The sequence below is a fragment of the Comamonas sp. NyZ500 genome (genome assembly GCF_016772095.1).
Classification (GTDB): Bacteria; Pseudomonadota; Gammaproteobacteria; order Burkholderiales; family Burkholderiaceae_C; genus Comamonas; species Comamonas thiooxydans.
This window is the reverse complement of sequence record NZ_JAEIJE010000004.1, coordinates 329,728-349,849: the sequence shown is the minus strand read 5'-3', so window position 1 is coordinate 349,849 and position 20,122 is coordinate 329,728. Positions and strand designations below refer to the sequence as shown.

Here is a 20,122-nt window from a genome sequence, read left to right as displayed (position 1 = left end):
TATTTTAACGGCAGGGCCAATTCATGGAGATGCTCCGGCAAATGCGGGACGGGCGACGCCATTGCCCGGGGCCGCTGGCTCCGGCCGCGGGCAGATGCGGAGCACAATAGCGGCCTAGTCTCCGGTCCTTATTTGCCCCTCATGAACAGCGCCCCGCAGGATGTGAACACCTCCTGGCCCATCCAGTCTCCAGCCTCTGCCGCTCCGGTATGGATCAAGCGCGGCACGCCCGAGTACCGGCGGGTCAGCGTGGCACTGTTCCTGGCGGGGTTTGCCACCTTCTCCCTGCTGTACTGCGTGCAGCCGCTGCTGCCCGAGCTGGTCCACAGCTTTGCCGTCAGTCCGGCACAGAGCGCGCTGGCGCTGTCGGTTTCCACGGCCTGCCTGGCCGGCTCCATCGTGCTGGCGGGGGCCTTGTCCGAGGGGCTGGGGCGGCGCAAGCTGATGTTCATCTCCATGGCACTGGCGGCGCTGTGCAATCTGCTGGCTTCGTTCATGCCGCAGTGGCATGCGCTGCTGGCCGCACGCGCGCTGGAAGGCTTGTTGCTGGGCGGCGTGCCTGCCGTGGCCATGGCCTATCTGTCCGAGGAGATCGATCCGCCCGGCCTGGGCTTTGCCATGGGCCTGTATGTGGGTGGCACGGCGCTGGGCGGCATGCTGGGCCGGGTCGGCATGAGCGCGATGACCGAGTTCTGGGGCTGGCGCCACGCCATGGCTGCGCTTTCGGTGCTTGACCTGCTGGCAGCCCTGGGCTTTGTCTGGCTGCTGCCCAACTCGCGCAACTTCGTCAAGAAGACCGGGCTGGGTGCCCGGTATCACCTGCAGGCCTGGGGCCGGCATCTGCGCCACCCGGGCCTGCCGCTGCTGTTCCTGATCGCCTTCGGCCTGATGGGCGTGTTTGTCAGCATTTACAACTATGCCGGCTTTCTGCTCAGCGCATCGCCCTATCAGTTGAGCCAGCTGCAGATCAGCCATATCTTCTACGCCTATCTGCTGGGTACGGCGGCGTCGCCGATTGCCGGGGGGCTGGCCGACAGGCTGGGTCGCGGCCCGGTGCTGGTTGCTGGCACTTTGCTGATGGCCGCGGGCGTGGTTTTGACCCTGTTGCAGCCGCTGGCCGTCATCGTGCTCGGCATCGTCCTGCTGACGGCAGGGTTCTTCATCGCGCATTCGGTGGCCAGCGGCTGGGTGGGGCGACTGGCCACGCAGTCCAAGGGGCACGCATCATCGCTATACCTCTGGGGCTATTACATGGGCTCCAGCGTGCTGGGGGCCGGGGCGGGCTGGTTCTGGTCGCGCTGGGGCTGGACGGGCGTGGGCTCCGTGGCCTTGGTTGTGCTGGCGCTGGTCATCGTGCTGGCCTTGCGCGTTCAGTGGCTGGCCGGGGTTGCGGCCGCGAATCGAGCTGCTTCTTGATACCGTCTTGATATCGGCACGCCCAATCTCTACCCGTTCTTGACGGGCGAATTCCTACAGTTCCTCCATCGCAATCAAGCCGCGTGAACGGCTTGCGGGAGGAATGAAATGACCATCACCTGGATTGAAGCCCTGGCCGCCCTGACGGCGCTGGGGCTGTTTGCCTATTTGGGCTATGCGCTGCTGCGCCCCGAGAAATTCTGAAGGGGCCGCCATGCAAGTGCTGCAAGACCTGATTTTTGTGAGCCTGACGGTGGTCTGCTTTGTCGGACTGCTGGGCTTTGTGCGCGCCCTGGCGCGTCTGTGAAAGGGGTGGATCATGTGGTTACCCTGGATGGAATTTGCCGCCGTGCTGACTGCGGCAACCTTGCTGACCATACCCATGGGCCAATGGCTGGCACGCTGCTTTACCAGCGAGCGTCATGGCTGGCTGGAGCGCCTGAGCTACCGGGTCATGGGCGTGAACCCGCAGGAGCGCATGGGCTGGCAGCGCTATGGCACCGCTCTGGTTCTGAGCAATGCGCTGATGATGCTGCTGGGTTATCTGCTGCTGCGCCTGCAGGGCGCACTGCCGCTGAACCCGCTGGAGATCGCGGCGCAGGCGCCCGACCTGGCCTTCAACACCGCAGCCTCCTTCATCACCAACACCAACTGGCAGGCCTACTCGGGTGAGAACAGCCTGAGCAATGCAACGCAGATGGTGGTCATCACCTTTCTGATGTTTGCCGGTGCCACCACGGGTGTTGCTGCCGGTGCCGGCTTTGTGCGCGGCCTGGCGCGATCCAGTAGCAAGGATGTCGGCAACTTCTGGGTCGACTTCGTGCGTGTGTTCTGGCGCGTGCTGCTGCCGCTTTCCTTCATCATGGCCCTGGTCTATGTCTGGCAGGGCATTCCGCAGACTCTGCACACCGACGCGGTGGCGACGACGCTCGAAGGTGGCCGTCAGCAGCTGCTGATGGGGCCGGTGGCCAGCCTGGAAAGCATCAAGCATCTGGGCACGAATGGCGGCGGCTTCTTCGGCATGAATGCAGCCCATCCCTTCGAGAACCCGACGCCGCTGACCAATCTGCTGCACATCCTCTCGATGCTGCTGATCCCGGCCGGCATGACCTACGCCTTCGGCTCCATGCTGCTGCGCCGCAAGCAGGGCTGGGTGCTGTTTGCTGCCTGCATGGTGATGTTCGTCGGCTTTCTGAGCCTGGTGTTTGTGGCCGAGCAAAACGGCAGCCAGCTGCTGGCGCGCGCCGGAGCCGATCAGCAATACAGCCTGACCCAGAGCGGCGGCAATATGGAGGGCAAGGAGCTGCGCTTCGGCATTGCCGATACGGCCTTGTTCGTGGCTACCACCACCGCGGCCACCACGGGCTCGGTCAATGCCATGCATGATTCGCTGACCCCGCTGGGCGGCATCACGCCGCTGGCGCAGATGATGCTCAACTGCGTCTTCGGCGGCGACGGCGTGGGACTGATCAACCTGATTCAGTACGCCATCCTCACGGTGTTTCTGGCCGGCATGATGATTGGTCGTACCCCTGAATTCCTGGGCAAGAAGATCGAGGTGCGCGAGATCAAGCTGGTCATGCTTGCGGTGCTGGTGCCGCCGGCCTGCGTTCTGGGCTTCACGGCGCTGGCCGTGCTCTGGCCGGATGCCGCAGCCAGCCTCAACAACCGCGGCCCGCATGGCTTCTCGGAGATTCTCTACGCCTATGCCTCGGCCACGGCCAACAACGGCTCGGCTTTTGCAGGGCTGAATGCCAATACGCCGTTCTTCAACACCACCACGGGCCTGGCCATGCTGGCGGGGCGCTTTCTGACGCTTGTGCCCATGCTGGCCGTGGCCGGCAGCCTGGCGGCCAAGGCCACCGTGCCTCCAGGCCCGGGCACTTTCCCCACGGCCACGCCGTTGTTCATGGGCCTGCTGGTGTTTGTGGTGCTGGTGGTGGGCGGTCTGACCTTTCTGCCGGCGCTGGCTCTGGGGCCCGTGATCGAGCACCTGCAAATGCTTGTGGCTCAGCTGTACGCCTGACGCCTTCTTCCAATTGATGCCAATGGTCTGCAGTCCATGCAAGGCTGCAGACCAGGGAGCAAATCATGAAAACATCGACTCAAACTCTTTGCGCTTCAGTGCTGCCAAGCCATGCTCAAGCGCAGCCCGAGGCGCAATCCGCCTCCTGGCCACATCTGCTGGGCAGCAGCGTGCGCGCCGCCCTGCTGGTGATGGCGATCTCCGGCATTGCCTATCCCTTGCTGACCACGGGTGTGGCGCAGGCACTGTTCCCACATGCAGCCAATGGCAGCCTGATCGAACGCCAGGGCCGGATCGTGGGCTCGGCCCTGATCGGTCAGCAATTCACCGGGCCGCAGTACTTCCATGGCCGTCCCAGCGCCACAGTCGCTCCCGATCCGAGTCAGGAAGGGGCAAATATTGCGGCTCCCTACAACGCCGGCCTGTCCGGTGCCAGCAACCAGGGGGCCACGCACAAGGACTTGTCCGAAGCCGTGGCGCAGCGTGTCGCACAGTACCGCGCCGATAACGGTCTGGCCGCAGACCTGGCGGTGCCGGTGGATGCGGTCACGGCGTCGGCATCGGGCCTGGACCCGCATATCTCTATGGCCAATGCGCTGCTGCAACTGCCGCGTGTGGCGAGGGCGCGAGGGATCTCGCCAGACCAGGTGCAGCCATTGCTGGCGCAGAAAACAGAGCAGCGCACGCTGGGCTTGCTAGGCGAGCCGCGCGTGAATGTGCTGCAACTCAATCTGGCGCTGGATGCCTTGCAGCCCGCCACCAGCGCAGTGAAGGAGTAAGCCATGAGCACCAAGAAAATGACGGCAGGCCGCAGCCTGCTCGATGCCAAGCTGGCGAAATCGGCTCTGTGGGATGCGCTGCGCAAACTCTCGCCGCGTACGCAGTGGGCCAACCCTGTGATGTTTGTGGTGTATCTGGGTGCGATCCTGAGCAGTCTGTTGTGGTGGCAGAGCCTGATGGAGCCGGGCAGCGAGAACAGCGGCTTTGTTCTGGCGATTGCGCTGTGGCTGTGGTTCACCGTGCTGTTTGCCAACTTTGCCGAAGCATTGGCCGAGGGCCGCAGCCGCGCCCAGGCCGCCAGCCTGCGCGGCATGAAGCGCGATACGGTGGCCAAGCTGCTGCAACAACCGCATTTCGGCAGCTCATGGATTCCCATGCGCGCCAGCGAGCTGCGCAAGGGCGTGGTCATCTTCGTGGAAGCCGGCGACACGATTGCGCTTGACGGCACGGTGATAGAAGGCGTTGCTTCGGTGGACGAAAGCGCGATCACCGGCGAATCAGCACCCGTGATCCGCGAGGCCGGAGGCGACTTCTCGTCGGTGACCGGCGGCACGCGCGTGCTGTCGGACTGGCTGGTGGTGGAAGTCACGGTCAACCCCGGCGAGTCGTTTCTGGATCGCATGATCTCCATGGTCGAATCGGCCAAGCGCCAGAAGACTCCCAACGAGATGGCTTTGACGATTTTGCTCGTGGGGCTGACGCTGGTCTTCCTGCTGGTCATCGTCACGCTGTGGCCCTTCTCGGCCTTTGCGGTGTCACAGGCCGGAACGGGCTCGGTGGTCGGTGTTGCCGTGCTGATTGCGCTGCTGGTCTGCCTGATTCCGACCACGATTGGCGGCCTGCTGTCGGCCATCGGTGTGGCCGGCATGAGCCGCATGATGCAGGCCAATGTCATCGCGACTTCGGGCCGGGCCGTGGAGGCTGCCGGTGATGTGGACGTGCTGCTGCTGGACAAGACCGGCACCATCACCCTGGGCAACCGCCAGGCCAGCGATTTTCTGCCGGCCCCCGGAACGAGCGCCGCGCAGCTGGCCGAAGCCGCACAGCTGTCGTCTCTGGCAGACGAAACACCTGAAGGCCGTAGCGTGGTGGCTCTGGCCAGGGAGCGCCATGGCCTGCCCGATCGCAGCAGTGCGGATTTCCCGGGTGAGTTCGTGCCCTTTACCGCTCAGACGCGTATGAGTGGGGTGGATCTGCAGAGCCCGCAAGGCTTGCGCAGCTTGCGCAAGGGCGCCGCCGATGCCGTGCGCAGGCATGTCGAGGCGCTGGGCGGCAGCTTCCCGGCTCAGGTGCAACTGTCCGTGGACAACGTCTCGCGCAAGGGCAGCACGCCTTTGGTGGTGGCCGATGGCGCCAAGGTGCTGGGCGTGATCGAGCTCAAGGACATCGTCAAGCCGGGCATGCGCGAGCGCTTCGCCGAACTGCGCCGCATGGGCATAAAGACGGTGATGGTGACGGGCGACAACCCGCTGACGGCTGCCGCCATTGCCGCCGAGGCAGGGGTGGATGATTACCTGGCCGAAGCCAGGCCCGAGGACAAGCTGCAGCTGATCCGCTCGCACCAGGCGGCGGGCCGCCTGGTGGCCATGACGGGGGACGGCACCAACGATGCTCCTGCCCTGGCCCAGGCCGATGTGGCCGTGGCCATGAACAGCGGCACCCAGGCTGCCAAAGAGGCCGGCAATATGGTGGATCTGGACAGCAACCCCACCAAGCTGATCGAGGTGGTGGAAACCGGCAAGCAGATGCTGATGACGCGCGGGGCCTTGACCACCTTCAGCATTGCCAATGATGTGGCCAAGTATTTCGCCATCATTCCGGCTGCCTTTGTGGGCACTTATCCGCAACTGGCCTCGCTCAACGTGATGCAGCTGCACAGCGCCGATTCCGCCATCCTGAGCGCCGTGATCTTCAATGCACTGATCATCATCGCCCTGGTGCCGCTGGCCTTGCGTGGCGTGCAGTATCGCGCCGTGGGTGCGGCCCTGCTGCTGCGCCGAAACCTGCTGATCTATGGCCTGGGCGGGCTGATCGTGCCGTTTTTTGGCATCAAGCTCATCGACATGCTGCTGACCGTTCTGGGCCTCGTCTAAGTCATATCCAGGCCTTGCTTTTTCGTTTCTCTGGCTTGTCCGCGTCCCAGCGGGCGCGGCAAGTCTGATCTGTTTGCTTCACCATCATGCGTCTCTCCCATCCCCAAAAACCATTTCACGCCTCGCGCTCCTGGGTCATCGGCTCTGCGTTGCTGATGATTGCCTTGAGCTGTGCAAAGCCCTCTGCTGCCGAGGAAACAAAAGCGCAATCTGCTTCTGAAAGCTCAGCTCCTGCGCAGGCCGACAGCAGGTCTTCCCTGACCGGCTCGCTGAGCCTGATCAGTGACTACCGCTTTCGCGGCATCTCGCAGACCTGGCAAGGTGCGGCCGTGCAGGGCGCAGTGGAACTGGCCTTGCCCAAGGGCTTTTATCTGGGCACGTCGCTGTCCAATGTCTCTACCAACAGCTACGGCCGGGGCCAGGGGCTGGAGCACGATATCTATGGTGGCTGGCGCGGCGAGCTCGTGCCTGACTGGTTGCTGGATGCCGGGCTTTTGCAGTACCGCTATCCCGGCGCACGCCTGGGCGCAAGCGATGGCAGCAGCAAACGCTTTGACACCACCGAGCTCTATCTGGGGGCGACTCATGGTGGTCTGAGCATCAAATGGTCCGTGGCACTGACGCCTTATTTCGGCCTGGGCGAGAGTACCGCCGGCTCGGCGTTCGCCACTGCGCTGCAGCCGGCAGGCAGCAGCCGCGGCAGCCAGTATCTGGATCTGAACTATCAGCATCCGCTGGGCGATCTCGCCACCTTGGGCCTGCATGGCGGCTACACCTGGGTGCGCAATTACAGCGATGTTTCCTATGCCGACTGGCGCATTTCGCTATCCAGAGCCTGGGGGCCGTGGACTGCATCGCTTGCGTACGCGGGTACCTCGGCCGATGCCCGCTACTACAGCGCCGTCAACAGTCGTGGCCAATGGCGTGATCTGGCACGCAGCGGCTGGCTGCTGGGCCTGAGTGCCGGGTTCTGACCGGACTTGAGTGATACGCTGATCGCCTGATGCCTTCATCCACATCATCATCCGCCGCGCAGCGCCCCGACCCCGACGCGCTGGTCGCTCAACTGCAGGCAGATCGGCAGCGCGCCCATCTCGGCAAGCTGCGCATCTACTTTGGCTCCAATGCCGGAGTGGGCAAGACCTATTCCATGCTGGCGGCTGCGCAGCGCGAGCGGCAGGCAGGACGCAAGGTTCTGGTGGGGCTGGTGGAGACGCATGGCCGCGCCGAGACCGAGCAGCAGCTGCACGACCTGGAGCTGTTGCCTCGGCGCACGCTGGTCTACCAGGGCAGGCAGCTGGACGAGTTCGATCTGGATGCAGCTCTGGCACGCCGCCCGGAGGTGCTGCTGCTCGACGAGCTGGCGCACAGCAATGTGAGCGGCTCGCGCCATCCCAAGCGCTGGCAGGATGTGCAGGAGCTGCTGGAGGCGGGTATCGAGGTGTGGACCACGCTCAACGTTCAGCATCTGGAAAGCCTGAACGATGTGGTGGGCGGCATTGTGGGCATACAGGTCCATGAGACCGTGCCCGACCATATCTTTGACGATGCCGACGAGGTCATCGTGGTCGACATCCCGCCCGAGGAGCTGCTCAAGCGCCTCAAGTCGGGCAAGGTCTACCCGCTGGAGCAGGCCGAGCGGGCCTCGCGCAATTTCTTTCGCCAGGGCAATTTGCTGGCGCTGCGCGAGCTGGCCTTGCGCCGTACGGCCGATCGTGTCGATGAGGACATGCGTGACTACCGCCGCGAGCGCTCCATCGGCGATGTCTGGCCCACGCGCGAGCGCCTGCTGGTGGGCGTGGGCGGCCGCGCCGGTGACGACGCCCTGGTGCGCCAGGTGGCGCGCCTGGCCAGGCGGCTGGAGGCCGACTGGGTGGTGGTCTATGTGGATGCGCCGGAGCGCCAGCATAGGCCTCGGGCAGCGCAGGAGGCCGTGCTCAAGACCTTGGCGCTGGCGGCGCGTCTGGGCGCGGAAACGGCCACCATCCCCGGTGCCCATGTGGCCCAGGCTCTGGTGGACTTTGCGCGTGAGCGCAATGCCAGTCATCTGGTGCTGGCGCGTGTGCATGAACCTTTGAGCCGCTGGCTGCGCTGGCGTGCCTCCAGCCTGTCCGAGCAGATTGCGGCGCTGGATCCCGGCCTGGACGTGCTGCTGCTGTCCGTCAAGCAAAGCAAGAACGAGAGCACCTTGCGATTGCCGGCGGCGCGTGAAAAAACCATTCCGTGGAAGGGCTATGCGGGCGTGACCCTGGCTTGTCTGGCCGCTACAGCGGTGGCGGAGCTGCTGCTGCGAGTGTTCGATCCGGCCAATGTGGTCATGCTTTTCCTGCTGGTGGTGGTGCTGTCCGCCGTGCGCTGGGGACGCGGCCCCGGAGCATGGGCGGCCCTGCTGTCAGTGCTGCTGTTCGATTTCTACTTTGTGCCGCCGCGCAACTCCTTCAGCGTCAACGATACGCAATACCTGTTCACCTTCAGCCTGATGCTGGGTGTGGCCCTGGTCTGCGGCCAGCTCACGGCGCGGCTGCGCCACGAGGCGCGCGTGGCCGCAGAGCGCGAAAGGCGGGCCGGTGCGCTGGCCAGGCTGGCGCGTGACCTGTCGGGTGCGCTGACGCAGGAGCAGGTCACGCAGATCGCGCTGACCACGATTTCAGGCGTTTTTGATGCCCAGACCGGGCTGCTGGTGCCCGATGCCGATGAGCGCCTGCAGCTGGCGCTTGGCAGCGAAGCTCAGATCGACACCAGCGTGGGCCGCTGGAGCATGGAGCATGGCCAGATGGCCGGCCATGGAACCGATACCCTGGCAGCTGCGCCGGCACTTTATGTGCCGCTGATGGCGCCCGTGCGTTCGCGTGGCGTGCTGGTACTGCAGTTGCGTGCACCGCAACGATTGCGAGTGCCCGAGGAGCGCCGTCTGCTTGAAGCCTGTGCCAGCCAGATCGCCCTGGCATTGGAGCGTGTGCATTTTGTGGAGGTGGCGCAGCAGACCCAGATCGCCATGGAGGGCGAGCGCATGCGCAACACCTTGCTCTCAGCCGTCTCGCATGATCTGCGCACGCCGCTGACGGGCATCCTGGGCGCGGCCCAGGCGGCCTTGCCACATGCGCCGCAGGGGCCGGCGCATCACATGCTGGTGCAGATTCGCAATCAGGCACAGGCGCTGCAGCAACTGGTGGACAACCTGCTGGCCATGGCGCGCCTGCAGCAAGGCGGCGTGCAGCTCAAGCGTGAATGGCTGCCGGTGGACGAACTGGTGGGCAGCGCGCTGGCGCAGATGCGCGAGCGACTGGCCGCTCATGCGCTGCAGACCTCGCTGCCGGCCGATCTGCCCTTGCTGCAGCTCGATGCCGTGCTGATGGAGCGTGTGCTGGTCAATCTGCTGGACAACGCCATCAAGTACACGCCCGAAGGCACGACGATCACCGTGGCAGCGAGCGTGGCCGATGGCGACTGCGTGCTGAGCGTGCAGGACGCGGGGCCGGGTCTGCCCGTGCATCTGTCGGCTGAGCAACTGTTCGAGCCGTTCACGCGTGGGCAGGCGGAGAGTGCCGTGTTCGGCATGGGGCTCGGCCTGGCGCTGGCTCAGCGGATTGTGCAAGCCCATGGCGGCAGATTGCGGGTGGCGGCGGCAGACCCCGGGCTGGGCACCATTTTCAGCGTGCACCTGCCCGTGCCGGAGCAGCCGGTCATGGACGAATGAGCCGACAATCCCGTGCATCACATGCAAATCCGAACATGACAAGCGCCGCACCCCGCATCTTGCTGATTGAAGACGACGCCAGCATCCGCCGCTTTGTGCGCCTGGCACTGGAGGACGAAGGCTGGCAGGTGTTCGAGTCAGAAACCGCCAGGCGCGGCCTGATCGAGGCCGCCAGCCGCCAGCCCGACGCCGTGGTGCTGGACCTGGGTCTGCCCGATGCCGATGGCAAGACCGTGATTGCCGAGCTGCGCGGCTGGAGCCAGCTGCCGATTCTGATCCTGTCCGCGCGCGAGCGGGAGGAGGACAAGGTGGCGGCGCTGGACGCCGGGGCCGATGACTACCTGACCAAGCCCTTCGGCGTGCCCGAGCTGCTGGCCAGGCTGCGCGTGATGCTGCGCCGCCGCCAGCAGGCGTCGGCGTCAGACAAGCCCGGCAGCTGTGCGCGTTTCGGCACGGTGGTGGTGGATCTGGCGGCGCACGATGTCAGGCGCGACGGAGTGGCCGTGCACCTGACGCCCATAGAGTTCCGCCTGCTGGCGGCCCTGATTGCCGGCCATGGCAAGGTGCTGACCCACCGCCAGTTGCTGCTGCAGGTCTGGGGCGCTGAATATCTGGACCGCCCCCACTATCTGCGCGTGCACATGGCCAACCTGCGCCAGAAGATAGAGCTCGATCCGGCCCAGCCCCGGCATCTGGTAACCGAGTTGCAAGTCGGTTATCGCTTGGTGGGCCTGGAAGGCTGATTCCTTTATAATCGCCGTCCATCCGAGGAGCGTTGCAGCGTTCCCCAGCCAGCCATGAGCTGGTCTGCGCGGGGCGTGAGGCTCGGATTTCATCCCGCAACGACGCTCGCCCACGCTTTCTGTGCGGTGAGCCGGTTTATTCCCCCTCTGCTGCAGAACGTGGTTTTTCATTCAAGATTTGGAGAAAACCATGAACGCTGCCGTGCGCTTCAACCCCGCTGATTCGGCCATTACCGATATTTCCCTGGCTGCCTGGGGCCGCAAGGAAATCAGGATCGCCGAAACCGAAATGCCCGGTCTGATGGCCGTGCGCGAGGAGTTCGCCGCTGCCCAGCCCCTGAAGGGCGCGCGCATCACGGGCTCGCTGCACATGACCATCCAGACCGCCGTGCTGATCGAGACGCTGACGGCTCTGGGCGCACAAGTGCGCTGGGCTTCGTGCAACATCTTCTCGACCCAGGACCACGCAGCTGCTGCCATCGCCGAAACCGGCGTGCCTGTCTATGCCATCAAGGGCGAGTCGCTGGAAGACTACTGGAACTACACCCACTCCATCTTTGAATTCGGTGCCGCCGGTACCGAAGGCGAAGGCCCCAACATGATCCTGGACGACGGCGGCGACGCCACCATGCTCATGCATCTGGGCAAGCGTGCCGAGAAGGATCTGTCCGTGCTGGCCAACCCTGGCTCGGAAGAAGAGCGCATCGTCTTCGCCGCCATCAAGGCCAAGCTGGCCGTGGATCCCACCTGGTACAGCCGCAAGTCGGCCCAGATCATGGGCGTGACCGAAGAGACCACCACCGGCGTGCACCGCCTCAATGAAATGTCGGCCAAGGGCACGCTGCTGTTCCGCGCCATCAACGTCAACGACTCGGTGACCAAGTCCAAGTTCGACAACCTCTACGGCTGCCGCGAATCGCTGGTGGACGGCATCAAGCGCGCCACCGACGTGATGATCGCCGGCAAGGTGGCTTGCGTGGCCGGCTATGGCGACGTGGGCAAGGGCTCCGCCCAGGCTCTGCGCGCGCTGTCGGCCCAGGTCTGGGTGACCGAGATCGACCCCATCAACGCCCTGCAGGCCGCCATGGAAGGCTATCGTGTAGTGACCATGGAATACGCTGCCGACAAGGCCGATATCTTCGTGACCACCACCGGCAACAAGGACATCATCCGCCACGAGCACATGGTTGCCATGAAGGATCAGGCCATCGTCTGCAACATCGGTCACTTCGACAACGAAATCGATGTGGCTTCGATCGAAAAGTACAAGTGGGAAGAAGTGAAGCCCCAGGTGGACCAGATCGAGTTCCCCGACGGCAAGAAGATCACCCTGCTGGCCAAGGGCCGTCTGGTGAACCTGGGTTGCGCCACCGGCCACCCCAGCTTTGTGATGTCCAACTCCTTTGCCAACCAGACCCTGGCGCAGATCGAGCTGTTCACCCGCCCCGACGCCTATGAAGTGGGCAAGGTCTATGTGCTGCCCAAGATCCTGGACGAGAAGGTCGCTCGCCTGCACCTGAAGAAGGTCGGCGCCATGCTGACCGAACTCAGCGACGAGCAGGCCGCTTATATCGGCGTGAGCAAGCAAGGCCCTTACAAGCCTGAAACATACCGCTACTAAGCACCCCCTGAGCGGCCCCGCCGCTTCCCCCTCTCTCGCTTTGCTTCGCAATGCGGGAGGGGGACGACAGCCTCGCTGCGCGGCGGCGCTTGCTCGCTGTTACTGGTGTGGATAGCGCCAGTATCGAGGTCGTCGTGGTTTTATTTGATAGCTGCTTGCGCACGTTATGTATTGATTTCAGATGGATATTTATCTGAAATCAAGCGGTATCAAGCGAAAGCAGCTATCTAAAAAGATTTCTTTTTGCCCGCTGCATCTTTGTGCAGCGCCTGGCGCCGGTTTATTTCAAAGGAAGCGACGCTATGCGCGCAGATGTTTTTTTGGTTGAAGCAGGTCATGCTGCCACCCGTTCCCAGGCCCAGCGCCTGATTGCCTCGGGTGTGGAGTGGCGCCTGACGCCGCTGGCGCCATGGAAGAAAGTGGCCAAGAACGGCGACGAGATTCCTGCCGGTGCCGAGCTGCAGCTGCTGGACGCCGCCGAGGCCAAATACATCTCGCGCGGCGGGCTCAAGCTCGAAGGCGCGCTGGCCGCGACCGGCCTCAGCGTCAAGGGCTTGCGCTGCCTGGATGTGGGCCAGAGCACGGGCGGCTTCACCGATTGCCTGCTGCAGGCCGGTGCGACCCAGGTCATCGGCATTGACGTGGGCCATGGCCAGTTGCACGAGCGCCTTAAGAATGATGAGCGCGTGGTCTGCGTCGAGGGCTTCAACGCCCGCGCGCTGACGCCCGAGCTGCTGGAGAAGGCCTGTGATGAGGCGCTGTGCGAAGTCATCGAGGAAGAAGAGGACAACGACACCCAGCCCGTCGCTCCCTATGCCTGGATGCGCAACGGCGGTCAGGTCGATGAGGACTATGACGACAGCGACGATGCCAAGGAGCAGGATGTCGAGAGCTTCAAAGCCGAGCGCGCCGCCAAGGCCAAGGCCCGGGCCGAAGGTCTGGCTCCGGTGGAGTTGCGCCGCAAGCCCGGTACCGAAAATATCGACATCAGCCCGGCCTTTGATTTCGTGACCGGCGATCTGTCCTTTATCTCGCTGACTCTGGTGCTGCCTGCCGTGGTGCAGCTGCTCAAGCCCCATGGCCAGCTGCTGATGCTGGTCAAGCCGCAGTTCGAGCTGCAGCCCGGCCAGATCGGCAAGGGCGGCATTGTGCGCGACACGGCCTTGTACGCCGAGGTCGAAAAGCGCATTCGCGACTGCCTCGGCGATCTGGGGCTGAGCGTCAAGCAGTGGCTGGACTCGCCCATAGAGGGCGGCGACGGCAATCACGAATTCTTTGTCTGGGCCCAGCAGGGTGCTGAAGTCAAGGCTCCGGCCCCCGTCGTTGCAGACGAAGCGGCTGCGGCCAAGCCGGCCGTCAAGGCGGTCGCCAAGCGCCCTTCGCGTGCCGACATCAAGGCCCAGCGCGCCAAGCAGGAGCTGTATGAAGACCCCGAGGTGGCCAGCTTCGGCCAGCCCGGCCCGGCCCGCAGCAAGCAGAAAAAGCGCAACGAACGTTGAGCGTTGAGTAAAAAGCGTGGCGGGTGCCGAGCCTTCGACGCCCGCACATGATCCAGGATTCAGAGACATAGACCGCCATGAGCTTTCCCGTCAGCTTCGAGTTTTTCCCCACCAAGACGCCCGAAGGCGCTGCCAAGCATGTGGGCGTGCGCCAGGCCCTGTATGCGCGCAAGCCCGAGTTCTGCTCCGTGACCTATGGCGCGGGCGGCTCCACCCAGGCAGGCACCTTCACCATGGTTCGCGACATTCAGAGCGAGGGTGTGGGCGCGGCCTCGCACTTCTCCTGCATCGGCGCCACGCATGAGAAAGTGCGCGCCGAGCTGAACGAACTCAAGGCTATGGGCGTCAAGCGCATCGTCGCCTTGCGTGGCGACCTGCCCAGCGGCTACGGCCTGGGCGGCGAGTTCCAGTACGCCAGCGATCTGGTGGCTTTCGTGCGCCAGGAGTTCGGCGACTGGTTTCACATCGAAGTTGCCGCCTATCCTGAAACTCACCCCCAAGCAAAGTCCCCTCGCAGCGATCTGGACGCATTTGTTGCTAAAGTGCGCGCTGGTGCAGATTCCGCCATCACGCAATACTTCTACAATGCCGACGCATACATGCGCTTTGTCGATGAGGTGAGGGCTCTGGGGCTCGACGTGCCGGTCGTGCCAGGAATCATGCCGATTACCAGCTCTACACAGCTGATGCGCTTCTCGGATGCATGTGGTGCCGAGATTCCGCGCTGGATTCGTCTGCGTCTGCAGGCGTTCGGAGATGACACCGCTTCCATTCGTGCGTTCGGTCTGGATGTCGTGACTCATCTATGCGAGCAGTTGCGCAGCCAGGGTGCTCCCGGGCTGCACTTCTATACGATGAACCAGAGCGTCGCCACTCTGGAGATCTGCGACCGTCTGGGTCTGTAAGCCAAAAGCTTGCCGGCCGCGAGGCGGCCGGTCTTGGGCGGCTCTCACTTGAGCTTTCAAGGAGATTGCGCCCGTGCAACCGAAATTTTGGCGCTTGCGTTGTTGTCAGTGGATAGGTCTTGCCGTCGTCACCGCGACCATGGCCGGCTGTGCTCCGCTGCAGGAAAAGCCCGAGGAACAGCCCCCCGTCGCTCAGAGCCAGCCCCGAAAAAAGGGTGCGCAGCCCACGGTCTCCGCTCCCCTGCTGCCCGACGCCTATGCGCGCAGCAACTATCGCGACAAAGGCCTGGGCGTCAAGGCCAACAAGCCTGCGGATGCCGACAAGGCAGACCTGCCCGAAGACAGCAACAAGTACGAGCTGAGCCCTCCGCGTGAAAGCGACCAGGCGGGCCTGGCCTCCTGGTATGGCGAGCAGTTCCACGGCCGCAAGACGGCCAGCGGCGAGCGCTTTGACAGCATGGACATGACGGCAGCGCACAAGACCCTGCCTTTCGGGACGCGTGTCTGCGTGCGCAGCTCCGTGACCGGCAAGAGCGTGGTGGTGCGTATCAATGACCGCGGCCCCTTCGCGCCCGGTCGCGTCATCGACCTGAGCAAGGCCGCGGCCCAGGAGCTGGGCATGCTGGGTCTGGGCATCAAGCCCGTGGAGCTGTGGCAGCTGGACGCCGATGAGGACGAGTGCCCGGCCACGCTCAATGCTTCGGGCAAGAAGCGCCATCCCAGTGTGGCGCAGGGAGTCTCCGCCTCCAAGACGCGCGCGGCATCCGCGAATCAGCCCGCGCGCAAGGTCTCCCAGACCGCCAAGCGCAAGCGCTGAACCATTATTGCTGTTGAAGGGGGGCTGCCAGTGAAGCTGGCGCGCCCGGACTGCAGAGGGCCGGCAAGGGCCGGCCTACAGCCTCCAATCAGCCGCCAGACTCCAGCGTAAAGCCTGCATTGCTGTCCTGACCCAGCAGCTTGACCAGCTGCGGCATGGCGGGCTTGAGCTGATCCTTGAGATTGAACGGCGGGTTGATCAGAAACATGCCGCTGGCAGGCAGGCCGCCGCGTTCGGAGGTCTTGTTGCTCTTGACCGTGAGCGTTGCATGCAGCCAGCTCTTGCCAGCCTTGGTGGCCATGGTCTTGAGCCGCTTGGGCAGATCATGGGCTTCGGGGCGCGGGATGATGGGGTACCAGACGGCGTAAGTGCCTGTGGGAAAGCGCTTGAGACCGTCCGCCGCCATGTCCAGCACACGGCCGTAGTCGGTCTTCAATTCGTAGCTCGGATCGCAGAGCAGCAAGGCGCGGCGTGATGGCGGAGGCAGGAATTTCTTCACGCCTTCAAAGCCATCCTCATGCAGGATGGTGACCTGGCGCCTGACTTCCAGCTGGGCCATGTTGCCGGTCAGAGAGCGCATGTCCGTGGGGTGCAGCTCAAAGGCCTTGAGACGGTCATGACCGCGCAGCAGCGCCTGGGTGATGAAGGGCGAGCCGGGATAGTTGCGGATGGCATTGCCCTGGTTGAAGCGACGCACCATCTGCAGATAGTCCTGCAACACAGGGGCCAGTTCGGCCTCCTTGGCGGCAGCCAGGCGCAGCACGCCTTCCTCGGCCTCGCCGCTCTTGCTGGCGTAGTCGCCGTCCAGGCGGTACAGGCCGGCGCCGCCGTGGGTGTCGAGCACCGTCAGCGCAGCCTCTTTTTGCGTGAGGTATTGCACGGTGGCAATCAGAACGGTGTGCTTGAGCACATCGGCATGATTGCCTGCATGGAAGGCGTGGCGGTAACTGAACATAGAAATGGATGGTAACCAGCAGGGCAAGAGGGGAACAGCACTTTTTACCCTGTGGTCTTTAAAGGCTGTCGGCGCCTGGGTGCAGAGGGAGAAACAGGCACTAGGGGCTGTTTCACAACAGGCTGCTGCACGAAAACACGCAGATTCTGGCGTTTTTGTATAATGGCGGGCTTCGCAGCGATTTTATGGTTCCCGCGGCGAAGGCTTGGGCCAAGTTTAAATTGGTCCGAGTAACCCCGCCTAAGAGGCTTCCTTTAAAAGACCTGTCTTTTTCAAGAAGAAGCACCGACCGCGGAAAAGGGACCGCCAAACCCTCTTGAAAGAGAAAACTCATGTCTACATTCAGCGCAAAGCCCGCTGAGGTGCAACACGAGTGGTTTGTGATTGACGCCACCGATAAGGTGCTCGGACGTGTCGCCAGCGAAGTGGCACTCCGTCTGCGCGGCAAGCACAAGGCCATTTACACACCTCACGTTGACACCGGTGACTACATCGTCATCATCAACGCCTCCAAGCTCAAGGTCACTGGTACCAAGAACCTGGACAAGGTGTACTACCGTCACTCCGGTTTCCCCGGCGGCATCACTGCCACCAACTTCCGCGACCTGCAAGCCAAGTTCCCTGGCCGTGCTCTCGAGAAGGCCGTCAAGGGCATGCTGCCCAAGGGTCCTCTGGGCTACGCCATGATCAAGAAGCTGAAGGTTTACGGCGGTGCTGAGCACCCCCATACCGCACAGCAGCCTAAGGCTCTGGAAATCTAAGGAGACCTAGATGATTGGTGATTGGAACAATGGCACAGGCCGTCGCAAGTCCAGCGTCGCTCGCGTGTTTCTGAAGAAGGGCTCCGGCAAGATTACTGTGAATGGCAAGGACATTCAGCAGTACTTCGGTCGCGAAACCTCCATCATGATCGCAAAGCAACCCCTGGTTCTGACTGAGAACCTGGAGACTTTCGACATTCAAGTGAACGTCCATGGCGGCGGCGAATCCGGTCAAGCCGGTGCAACCCGTCACGGCATCACCCGTGCCCTGATCGACTATGACGCAGCTCTGAAGCCTGCACTGAGCCAAGCCGGCTTCGTGACTCGCGATGCTCGTGAAGTCGAACGTAAGAAGGTCGGTCTGCACTCCGCACGCCGCGCCAAGCAGTTCTCGAAGCGTTAATCCGTTTCCCCTGCAGGAAAGACTCTGCGGAGTCTTTTCAAGAAAAGCCGCCTCGAATGCAAATTCCTGGCGGTTTTTTCATGGGCGGCCGCAGCCTTGTCCAGCGCTTGCGCAAAGCCCCCACTTGCACTGGCGACAAAGAGATACGGCCGGTATTCCCGAGCCCCTTGCTGTACCATTTCAGGCAATCAAGAAACTACGGAGTAATGCCATGAGCGCCGTTGCTGAAACCACGACCACCGAAATGCCTTCCCCCATCGTCTTCACCGACAGCGCTGCTGCCAAGGTGGCCGATCTGATTGCCGAAGAAGGCAATCCCGATCTGAAGCTGCGCGTTTTTGTGCAAGGTGGTGGCTGCTCCGGTTTCCAGTACGGTTTCACCTTCGACGAGATCACCAACGACGACGACACCACCATGACCAAGAACGGTGTCTCGCTGCTGATCGACTCCATGAGCTATCAGTATCTGGTGGGCGCCGAGATCGACTACAAGGAAGATCTGCAGGGCGCTCAGTTCGTGATCAAGAACCCCAATGCCTCGACCACCTGCGGTTGCGGCTCCAGCTTCTCGGTCTGAGTCGAATGATTGTCTGCGCGCCGGCCGCTCTGGTCTGGCGTTCGCATATTGCTTAAGCCGCTGCGAGTCAGCGGCTTTTTTGTTGCCTTGCCGCCTCGTTCCGGAGCTGCCCATGGGTGAGATGCCCGCCGCGCACCATAGTGCCCCCCATAAAGAAAGACTGCTGTGGCTGGTGGCCATAGGCTTTTTCATGCAGTCGCTGGACGCGACCATTCTCAACACGGCGTTGCCGGCCATGGCGACCGAGTTGGGCGAGAGCCCGATGAAGATGCAGTCCGTCATCGTGGCCTATGCGCTGACCACGGCCATGCTGATTCCGGCCACGGGCTGGGTGGCCGACCGCTTTGGCACGCGGCGCGTCTACGGCTGGGCGATAGGCCTGTTTGTGCTGGGCTCGGTGCTGTGCGCGCTCTCGCCCAGCCTGCCGTTTCTGATCGCGGCACGCGTGGTGCAGGGCGTGGGCGGCGCCATGATGCTGCCCGTGGGGCGGCTGGCCGTGCTGCGCACCTATCCGCGTGGCGAGTTCATTCGCGCCATGAGCTTCATCGCCATTCCGGGCCAGGTCGGGCCGTTGCTGGGGCCTACCCTGGGCGGCTGGATGGTGGAGTACGCCAGTTGGCACTGGATCTTCTGGATCAATGTGCCCGTGGGCCTGATCGGACTGTGGGCGACCTGGCGCTGGTTCCCGCGCAGCGCGCCGGTGCCCGTGCACCGCTTTGACGGCAAGGGCTATGCCATGCTGGCCTTCGGCATGGTGGCCATCTCTATTGCGCTGGACGGCCTGTCCGGCATGGGGCTGGGCATGGCGCTGGTGGTGGTGCTCATGGTGTTCGGTCTGGCCAGTCTGGCCAGCTACTGGATGCATGCGCTGCGCGTGGACGAGCCGTTGTTTGCGCCGGGCCTGTTCAAGGTGCGCTCGCTGCGCGTGGGCCTGCTGGGCAATCTGTTCACCCGTTTCGGCAGCGGTGCTGCGCCGTTCCTGATCCCGCTGATGCTGCAGGTCGGCCTCAAGATGTCGCCCATGAACGCGGGTCTGATGATGCTGGCCACCGTCACCGGCAGCATGCTGGTCAAGCGCATTGCCGTGCGCACGGTGCAGCGCTTTGGCTACAAGCGCGTGCTGCAGGTCAATTCGGTGATGCTGGCAGTGATGCTGGCCTCCTTCGGGCTGGTTGTGCCGGGAACGCCGGTCTGGCTGCTGCTGGTGCAGCTGTTCATCTTCGGCGGCTTCAACTCCATGCAGTTCTCGGCCATGAATTCGGTCACGCTCAAGGACATGGAGGGCGAGTCTGCGAGCAGCGGCAACAGCCTGCTGTCCATGGTGCAGATGCTGGCCATGAGCATGGGCGTGGCACTGGCCGGAGCCCTGCTGACGGGCTTCAGCGATATGTGGCCGGCGCACAGCGATGAGCGCATGCAGGCCATTCGCGCCACCTTTGTGACGGTGGCCTTGATGACGCTGGCGGCGACGCTGGTGTTCAGCCAGCTCGATGCCGACGAGCCTGTGCGCCCGGCTCCGGATGGTGGCGATGCCTGAAAATTTGATAGCTTATAGCGCTTGTCAATAAAAGATTTCGGATTGTTTTCAATTTGAAGTTGTTTATTGGAAAGCGCTATTAGCTATTGATAAGGGAGTGTTGCCATGCTCCCGCTTCCTGGGACTTACCCGTAGGCAGCCGGGTTTTGTACGGGTTCACCCTTGATTTTGGTCACGGATATATGACGCGCTACATAGCCCCTATGAGCGCGTCTGTATGAGAAGCTGCCCCTGCAGGCGTAGCCTTCGATCTTGACGAATGCTGCGTTTGGAATGCATCTTGCATGCAGGC

General features: G+C 63.3%; 17 protein-coding genes and 1 riboswitch. Of the genes, 16 read left to right on the top strand and 1 reads right to left on the bottom strand.

From position 1 onward, the window contains the following. Positions 1-141 precede the first annotated feature (141 nt). The 12 genes from JAO85_RS09455 to JAO85_RS09400 all read left to right on the top strand — a co-directional run bounded on the left by JAO85_RS09455 (position 142) and on the right by JAO85_RS09400 (position 15,597). On the top strand, positions 142-1,416 hold the full coding sequence (locus tag JAO85_RS09455; protein WP_012836918.1) for an MFS transporter: 1,275 nt from the start codon (positions 142-144) through the stop codon (positions 1,414-1,416). A 108-nt stretch (positions 1,417-1,524) separates the two neighbouring features. After that, on the top strand, positions 1,525-1,620 hold the full coding sequence (gene kdpF, locus JAO85_RS09450; protein ID WP_003061706.1) for a K(+)-transporting ATPase subunit F: 96 nt from the start codon (positions 1,525-1,527) through the stop codon (positions 1,618-1,620). 115 nt (positions 1,621-1,735) lie between these two features. Further along, a complete protein-coding gene (gene kdpA, locus JAO85_RS09445) occupies positions 1,736-3,442 on the top strand; it encodes a potassium-transporting ATPase subunit KdpA (RefSeq protein ID WP_087866353.1) in 1,707 nt (568 codons plus the stop codon). A gap of 65 nt (positions 3,443-3,507) precedes the next feature. Further along, positions 3,508-4,221, top strand: a complete 714-nt coding sequence (gene kdpC, locus JAO85_RS09440) for a K(+)-transporting ATPase subunit C (protein WP_087866354.1) — start codon at positions 3,508-3,510, stop codon at positions 4,219-4,221. Positions 4,222-4,224: 3 nt separating this feature from the next. Further along, positions 4,225-6,315 (top strand): potassium-transporting ATPase subunit KdpB, encoded by a 2,091-nt coding sequence (gene kdpB / locus JAO85_RS09435; RefSeq protein WP_202787947.1) that lies wholly within the window; start codon positions 4,225-4,227, stop codon positions 6,313-6,315. 86 nt (positions 6,316-6,401) lie between these two features. Continuing rightward, positions 6,402-7,289: a TorF family putative porin gene (locus JAO85_RS09430; RefSeq protein ID WP_202787946.1), complete on the top strand. Its 888-nt coding sequence runs from the start codon at positions 6,402-6,404 to the stop codon at positions 7,287-7,289. Positions 7,290-7,318: 29 nt separating this feature from the next. Beyond that, positions 7,319-10,012, top strand: coding sequence for a sensor histidine kinase KdpD (locus JAO85_RS09425; protein ID WP_202787945.1), 2,694 nt, complete (start codon positions 7,319-7,321; stop codon positions 10,010-10,012). Between the two features lie 35 nt (positions 10,013-10,047). Next, positions 10,048-10,755 (top strand): response regulator, encoded by a 708-nt coding sequence (locus tag JAO85_RS09420; RefSeq protein WP_202787944.1) that lies wholly within the window; start codon positions 10,048-10,050, stop codon positions 10,753-10,755. 18 nt (positions 10,756-10,773) lie between these two features. Further along, positions 10,774-10,870, top strand: a riboswitch (S-adenosyl-L-homocysteine riboswitch). Between the two features lie 75 nt (positions 10,871-10,945). After that, a complete protein-coding gene (gene ahcY, locus JAO85_RS09415) occupies positions 10,946-12,376 on the top strand; it encodes an adenosylhomocysteinase (RefSeq protein WP_003061721.1) in 1,431 nt (476 codons plus the stop codon). Between the two features lie 302 nt (positions 12,377-12,678). After that, positions 12,679-13,875, top strand: a complete 1,197-nt coding sequence (locus JAO85_RS09410) for a TlyA family RNA methyltransferase (protein WP_202787943.1) — start codon at positions 12,679-12,681, stop codon at positions 13,873-13,875. A 77-nt stretch (positions 13,876-13,952) separates the two neighbouring features. Continuing rightward, a complete protein-coding gene (gene metF / locus JAO85_RS09405; protein ID WP_054074380.1) occupies positions 13,953-14,780 on the top strand; it encodes a methylenetetrahydrofolate reductase [NAD(P)H] in 828 nt (275 codons plus the stop codon). Positions 14,781-14,853: 73 nt separating this feature from the next. After that, positions 14,854-15,597 (top strand): septal ring lytic transglycosylase RlpA family protein, encoded by a 744-nt coding sequence (locus JAO85_RS09400; RefSeq protein ID WP_370545617.1) that lies wholly within the window; start codon positions 14,854-14,856, stop codon positions 15,595-15,597. Positions 15,598-15,685: 88 nt separating this feature from the next. Here JAO85_RS09400 and JAO85_RS09395 read toward each other — a convergent pair whose 3' ends face one another. Then, entirely contained in the window at positions 15,686-16,552 is an 867-nt protein-coding gene (locus JAO85_RS09395) for a 23S rRNA (adenine(2030)-N(6))-methyltransferase RlmJ (RefSeq protein ID WP_202787942.1), read from the bottom strand. Between the two features lie 332 nt (positions 16,553-16,884). Here JAO85_RS09395 and rplM point away from each other — a divergent pair, with 332 nt between their 5' ends. The 4 genes from rplM to mdtD all read left to right on the top strand — a co-directional run bounded on the left by rplM (position 16,885) and on the right by mdtD (position 19,830). Further along, positions 16,885-17,313: a 50S ribosomal protein L13 gene (gene rplM / locus JAO85_RS09390; protein WP_003059004.1), complete on the top strand. Its 429-nt coding sequence runs from the start codon at positions 16,885-16,887 to the stop codon at positions 17,311-17,313. Positions 17,314-17,323: 10 nt separating this feature from the next. Beyond that, positions 17,324-17,716: a 30S ribosomal protein S9 gene (rpsI, locus tag JAO85_RS09385; protein ID WP_003059002.1), complete on the top strand. Its 393-nt coding sequence runs from the start codon at positions 17,324-17,326 to the stop codon at positions 17,714-17,716. Positions 17,717-17,927: 211 nt separating this feature from the next. Further along, the gene (erpA, locus tag JAO85_RS09380; protein WP_003059000.1) at positions 17,928-18,293 is read left to right on the top strand and encodes an iron-sulfur cluster insertion protein ErpA; all 366 of its coding nucleotides are present in this window, start codon (positions 17,928-17,930) and stop codon (positions 18,291-18,293) included. Between the two features lie 82 nt (positions 18,294-18,375). Then, positions 18,376-19,830, top strand: coding sequence for a multidrug transporter subunit MdtD (gene mdtD / locus JAO85_RS09375; protein WP_370552201.1), 1,455 nt, complete (start codon positions 18,376-18,378; stop codon positions 19,828-19,830). The last annotated feature ends 292 nt before the right edge of the window (positions 19,831-20,122 follow it).

Coding starts and splice junctions, on each gene's coding strand:
- JAO85_RS09455 (WP_012836918.1), top strand. CDS start 142: ATGAACAGCGCCCCGCAGGATGTGAACACCTCCTGGCCCATCCAGTCT.
- kdpF (WP_003061706.1), top strand. CDS start 1,525: ATGACCATCACCTGGATTGAAGCCCTGGCCGCCCTGACGGCGCTGGGG.
- kdpA (WP_087866353.1), top strand. CDS start 1,736: ATGTGGTTACCCTGGATGGAATTTGCCGCCGTGCTGACTGCGGCAACC.
- kdpC (WP_087866354.1), top strand. CDS start 3,508: ATGAAAACATCGACTCAAACTCTTTGCGCTTCAGTGCTGCCAAGCCAT.
- kdpB (WP_202787947.1), top strand. CDS start 4,225: ATGAGCACCAAGAAAATGACGGCAGGCCGCAGCCTGCTCGATGCCAAG.
- JAO85_RS09430 (WP_202787946.1), top strand. CDS start 6,402: ATGCGTCTCTCCCATCCCCAAAAACCATTTCACGCCTCGCGCTCCTGG.
- JAO85_RS09425 (WP_202787945.1), top strand. CDS start 7,319: ATGCCTTCATCCACATCATCATCCGCCGCGCAGCGCCCCGACCCCGAC.
- JAO85_RS09420 (WP_202787944.1), top strand. CDS start 10,048: ATGACAAGCGCCGCACCCCGCATCTTGCTGATTGAAGACGACGCCAGC.
- ahcY (WP_003061721.1), top strand. CDS start 10,946: ATGAACGCTGCCGTGCGCTTCAACCCCGCTGATTCGGCCATTACCGAT.
- JAO85_RS09410 (WP_202787943.1), top strand. CDS start 12,679: ATGCGCGCAGATGTTTTTTTGGTTGAAGCAGGTCATGCTGCCACCCGT.
- metF (WP_054074380.1), top strand. CDS start 13,953: ATGAGCTTTCCCGTCAGCTTCGAGTTTTTCCCCACCAAGACGCCCGAA.
- JAO85_RS09395 (WP_202787942.1), bottom strand. CDS start 16,552: ATGTTCAGTTACCGCCACGCCTTCCATGCAGGCAATCATGCCGATGTG.
- rplM (WP_003059004.1), top strand. CDS start 16,885: ATGTCTACATTCAGCGCAAAGCCCGCTGAGGTGCAACACGAGTGGTTT.
- rpsI (WP_003059002.1), top strand. CDS start 17,324: ATGATTGGTGATTGGAACAATGGCACAGGCCGTCGCAAGTCCAGCGTC.
- erpA (WP_003059000.1), top strand. CDS start 17,928: ATGAGCGCCGTTGCTGAAACCACGACCACCGAAATGCCTTCCCCCATC.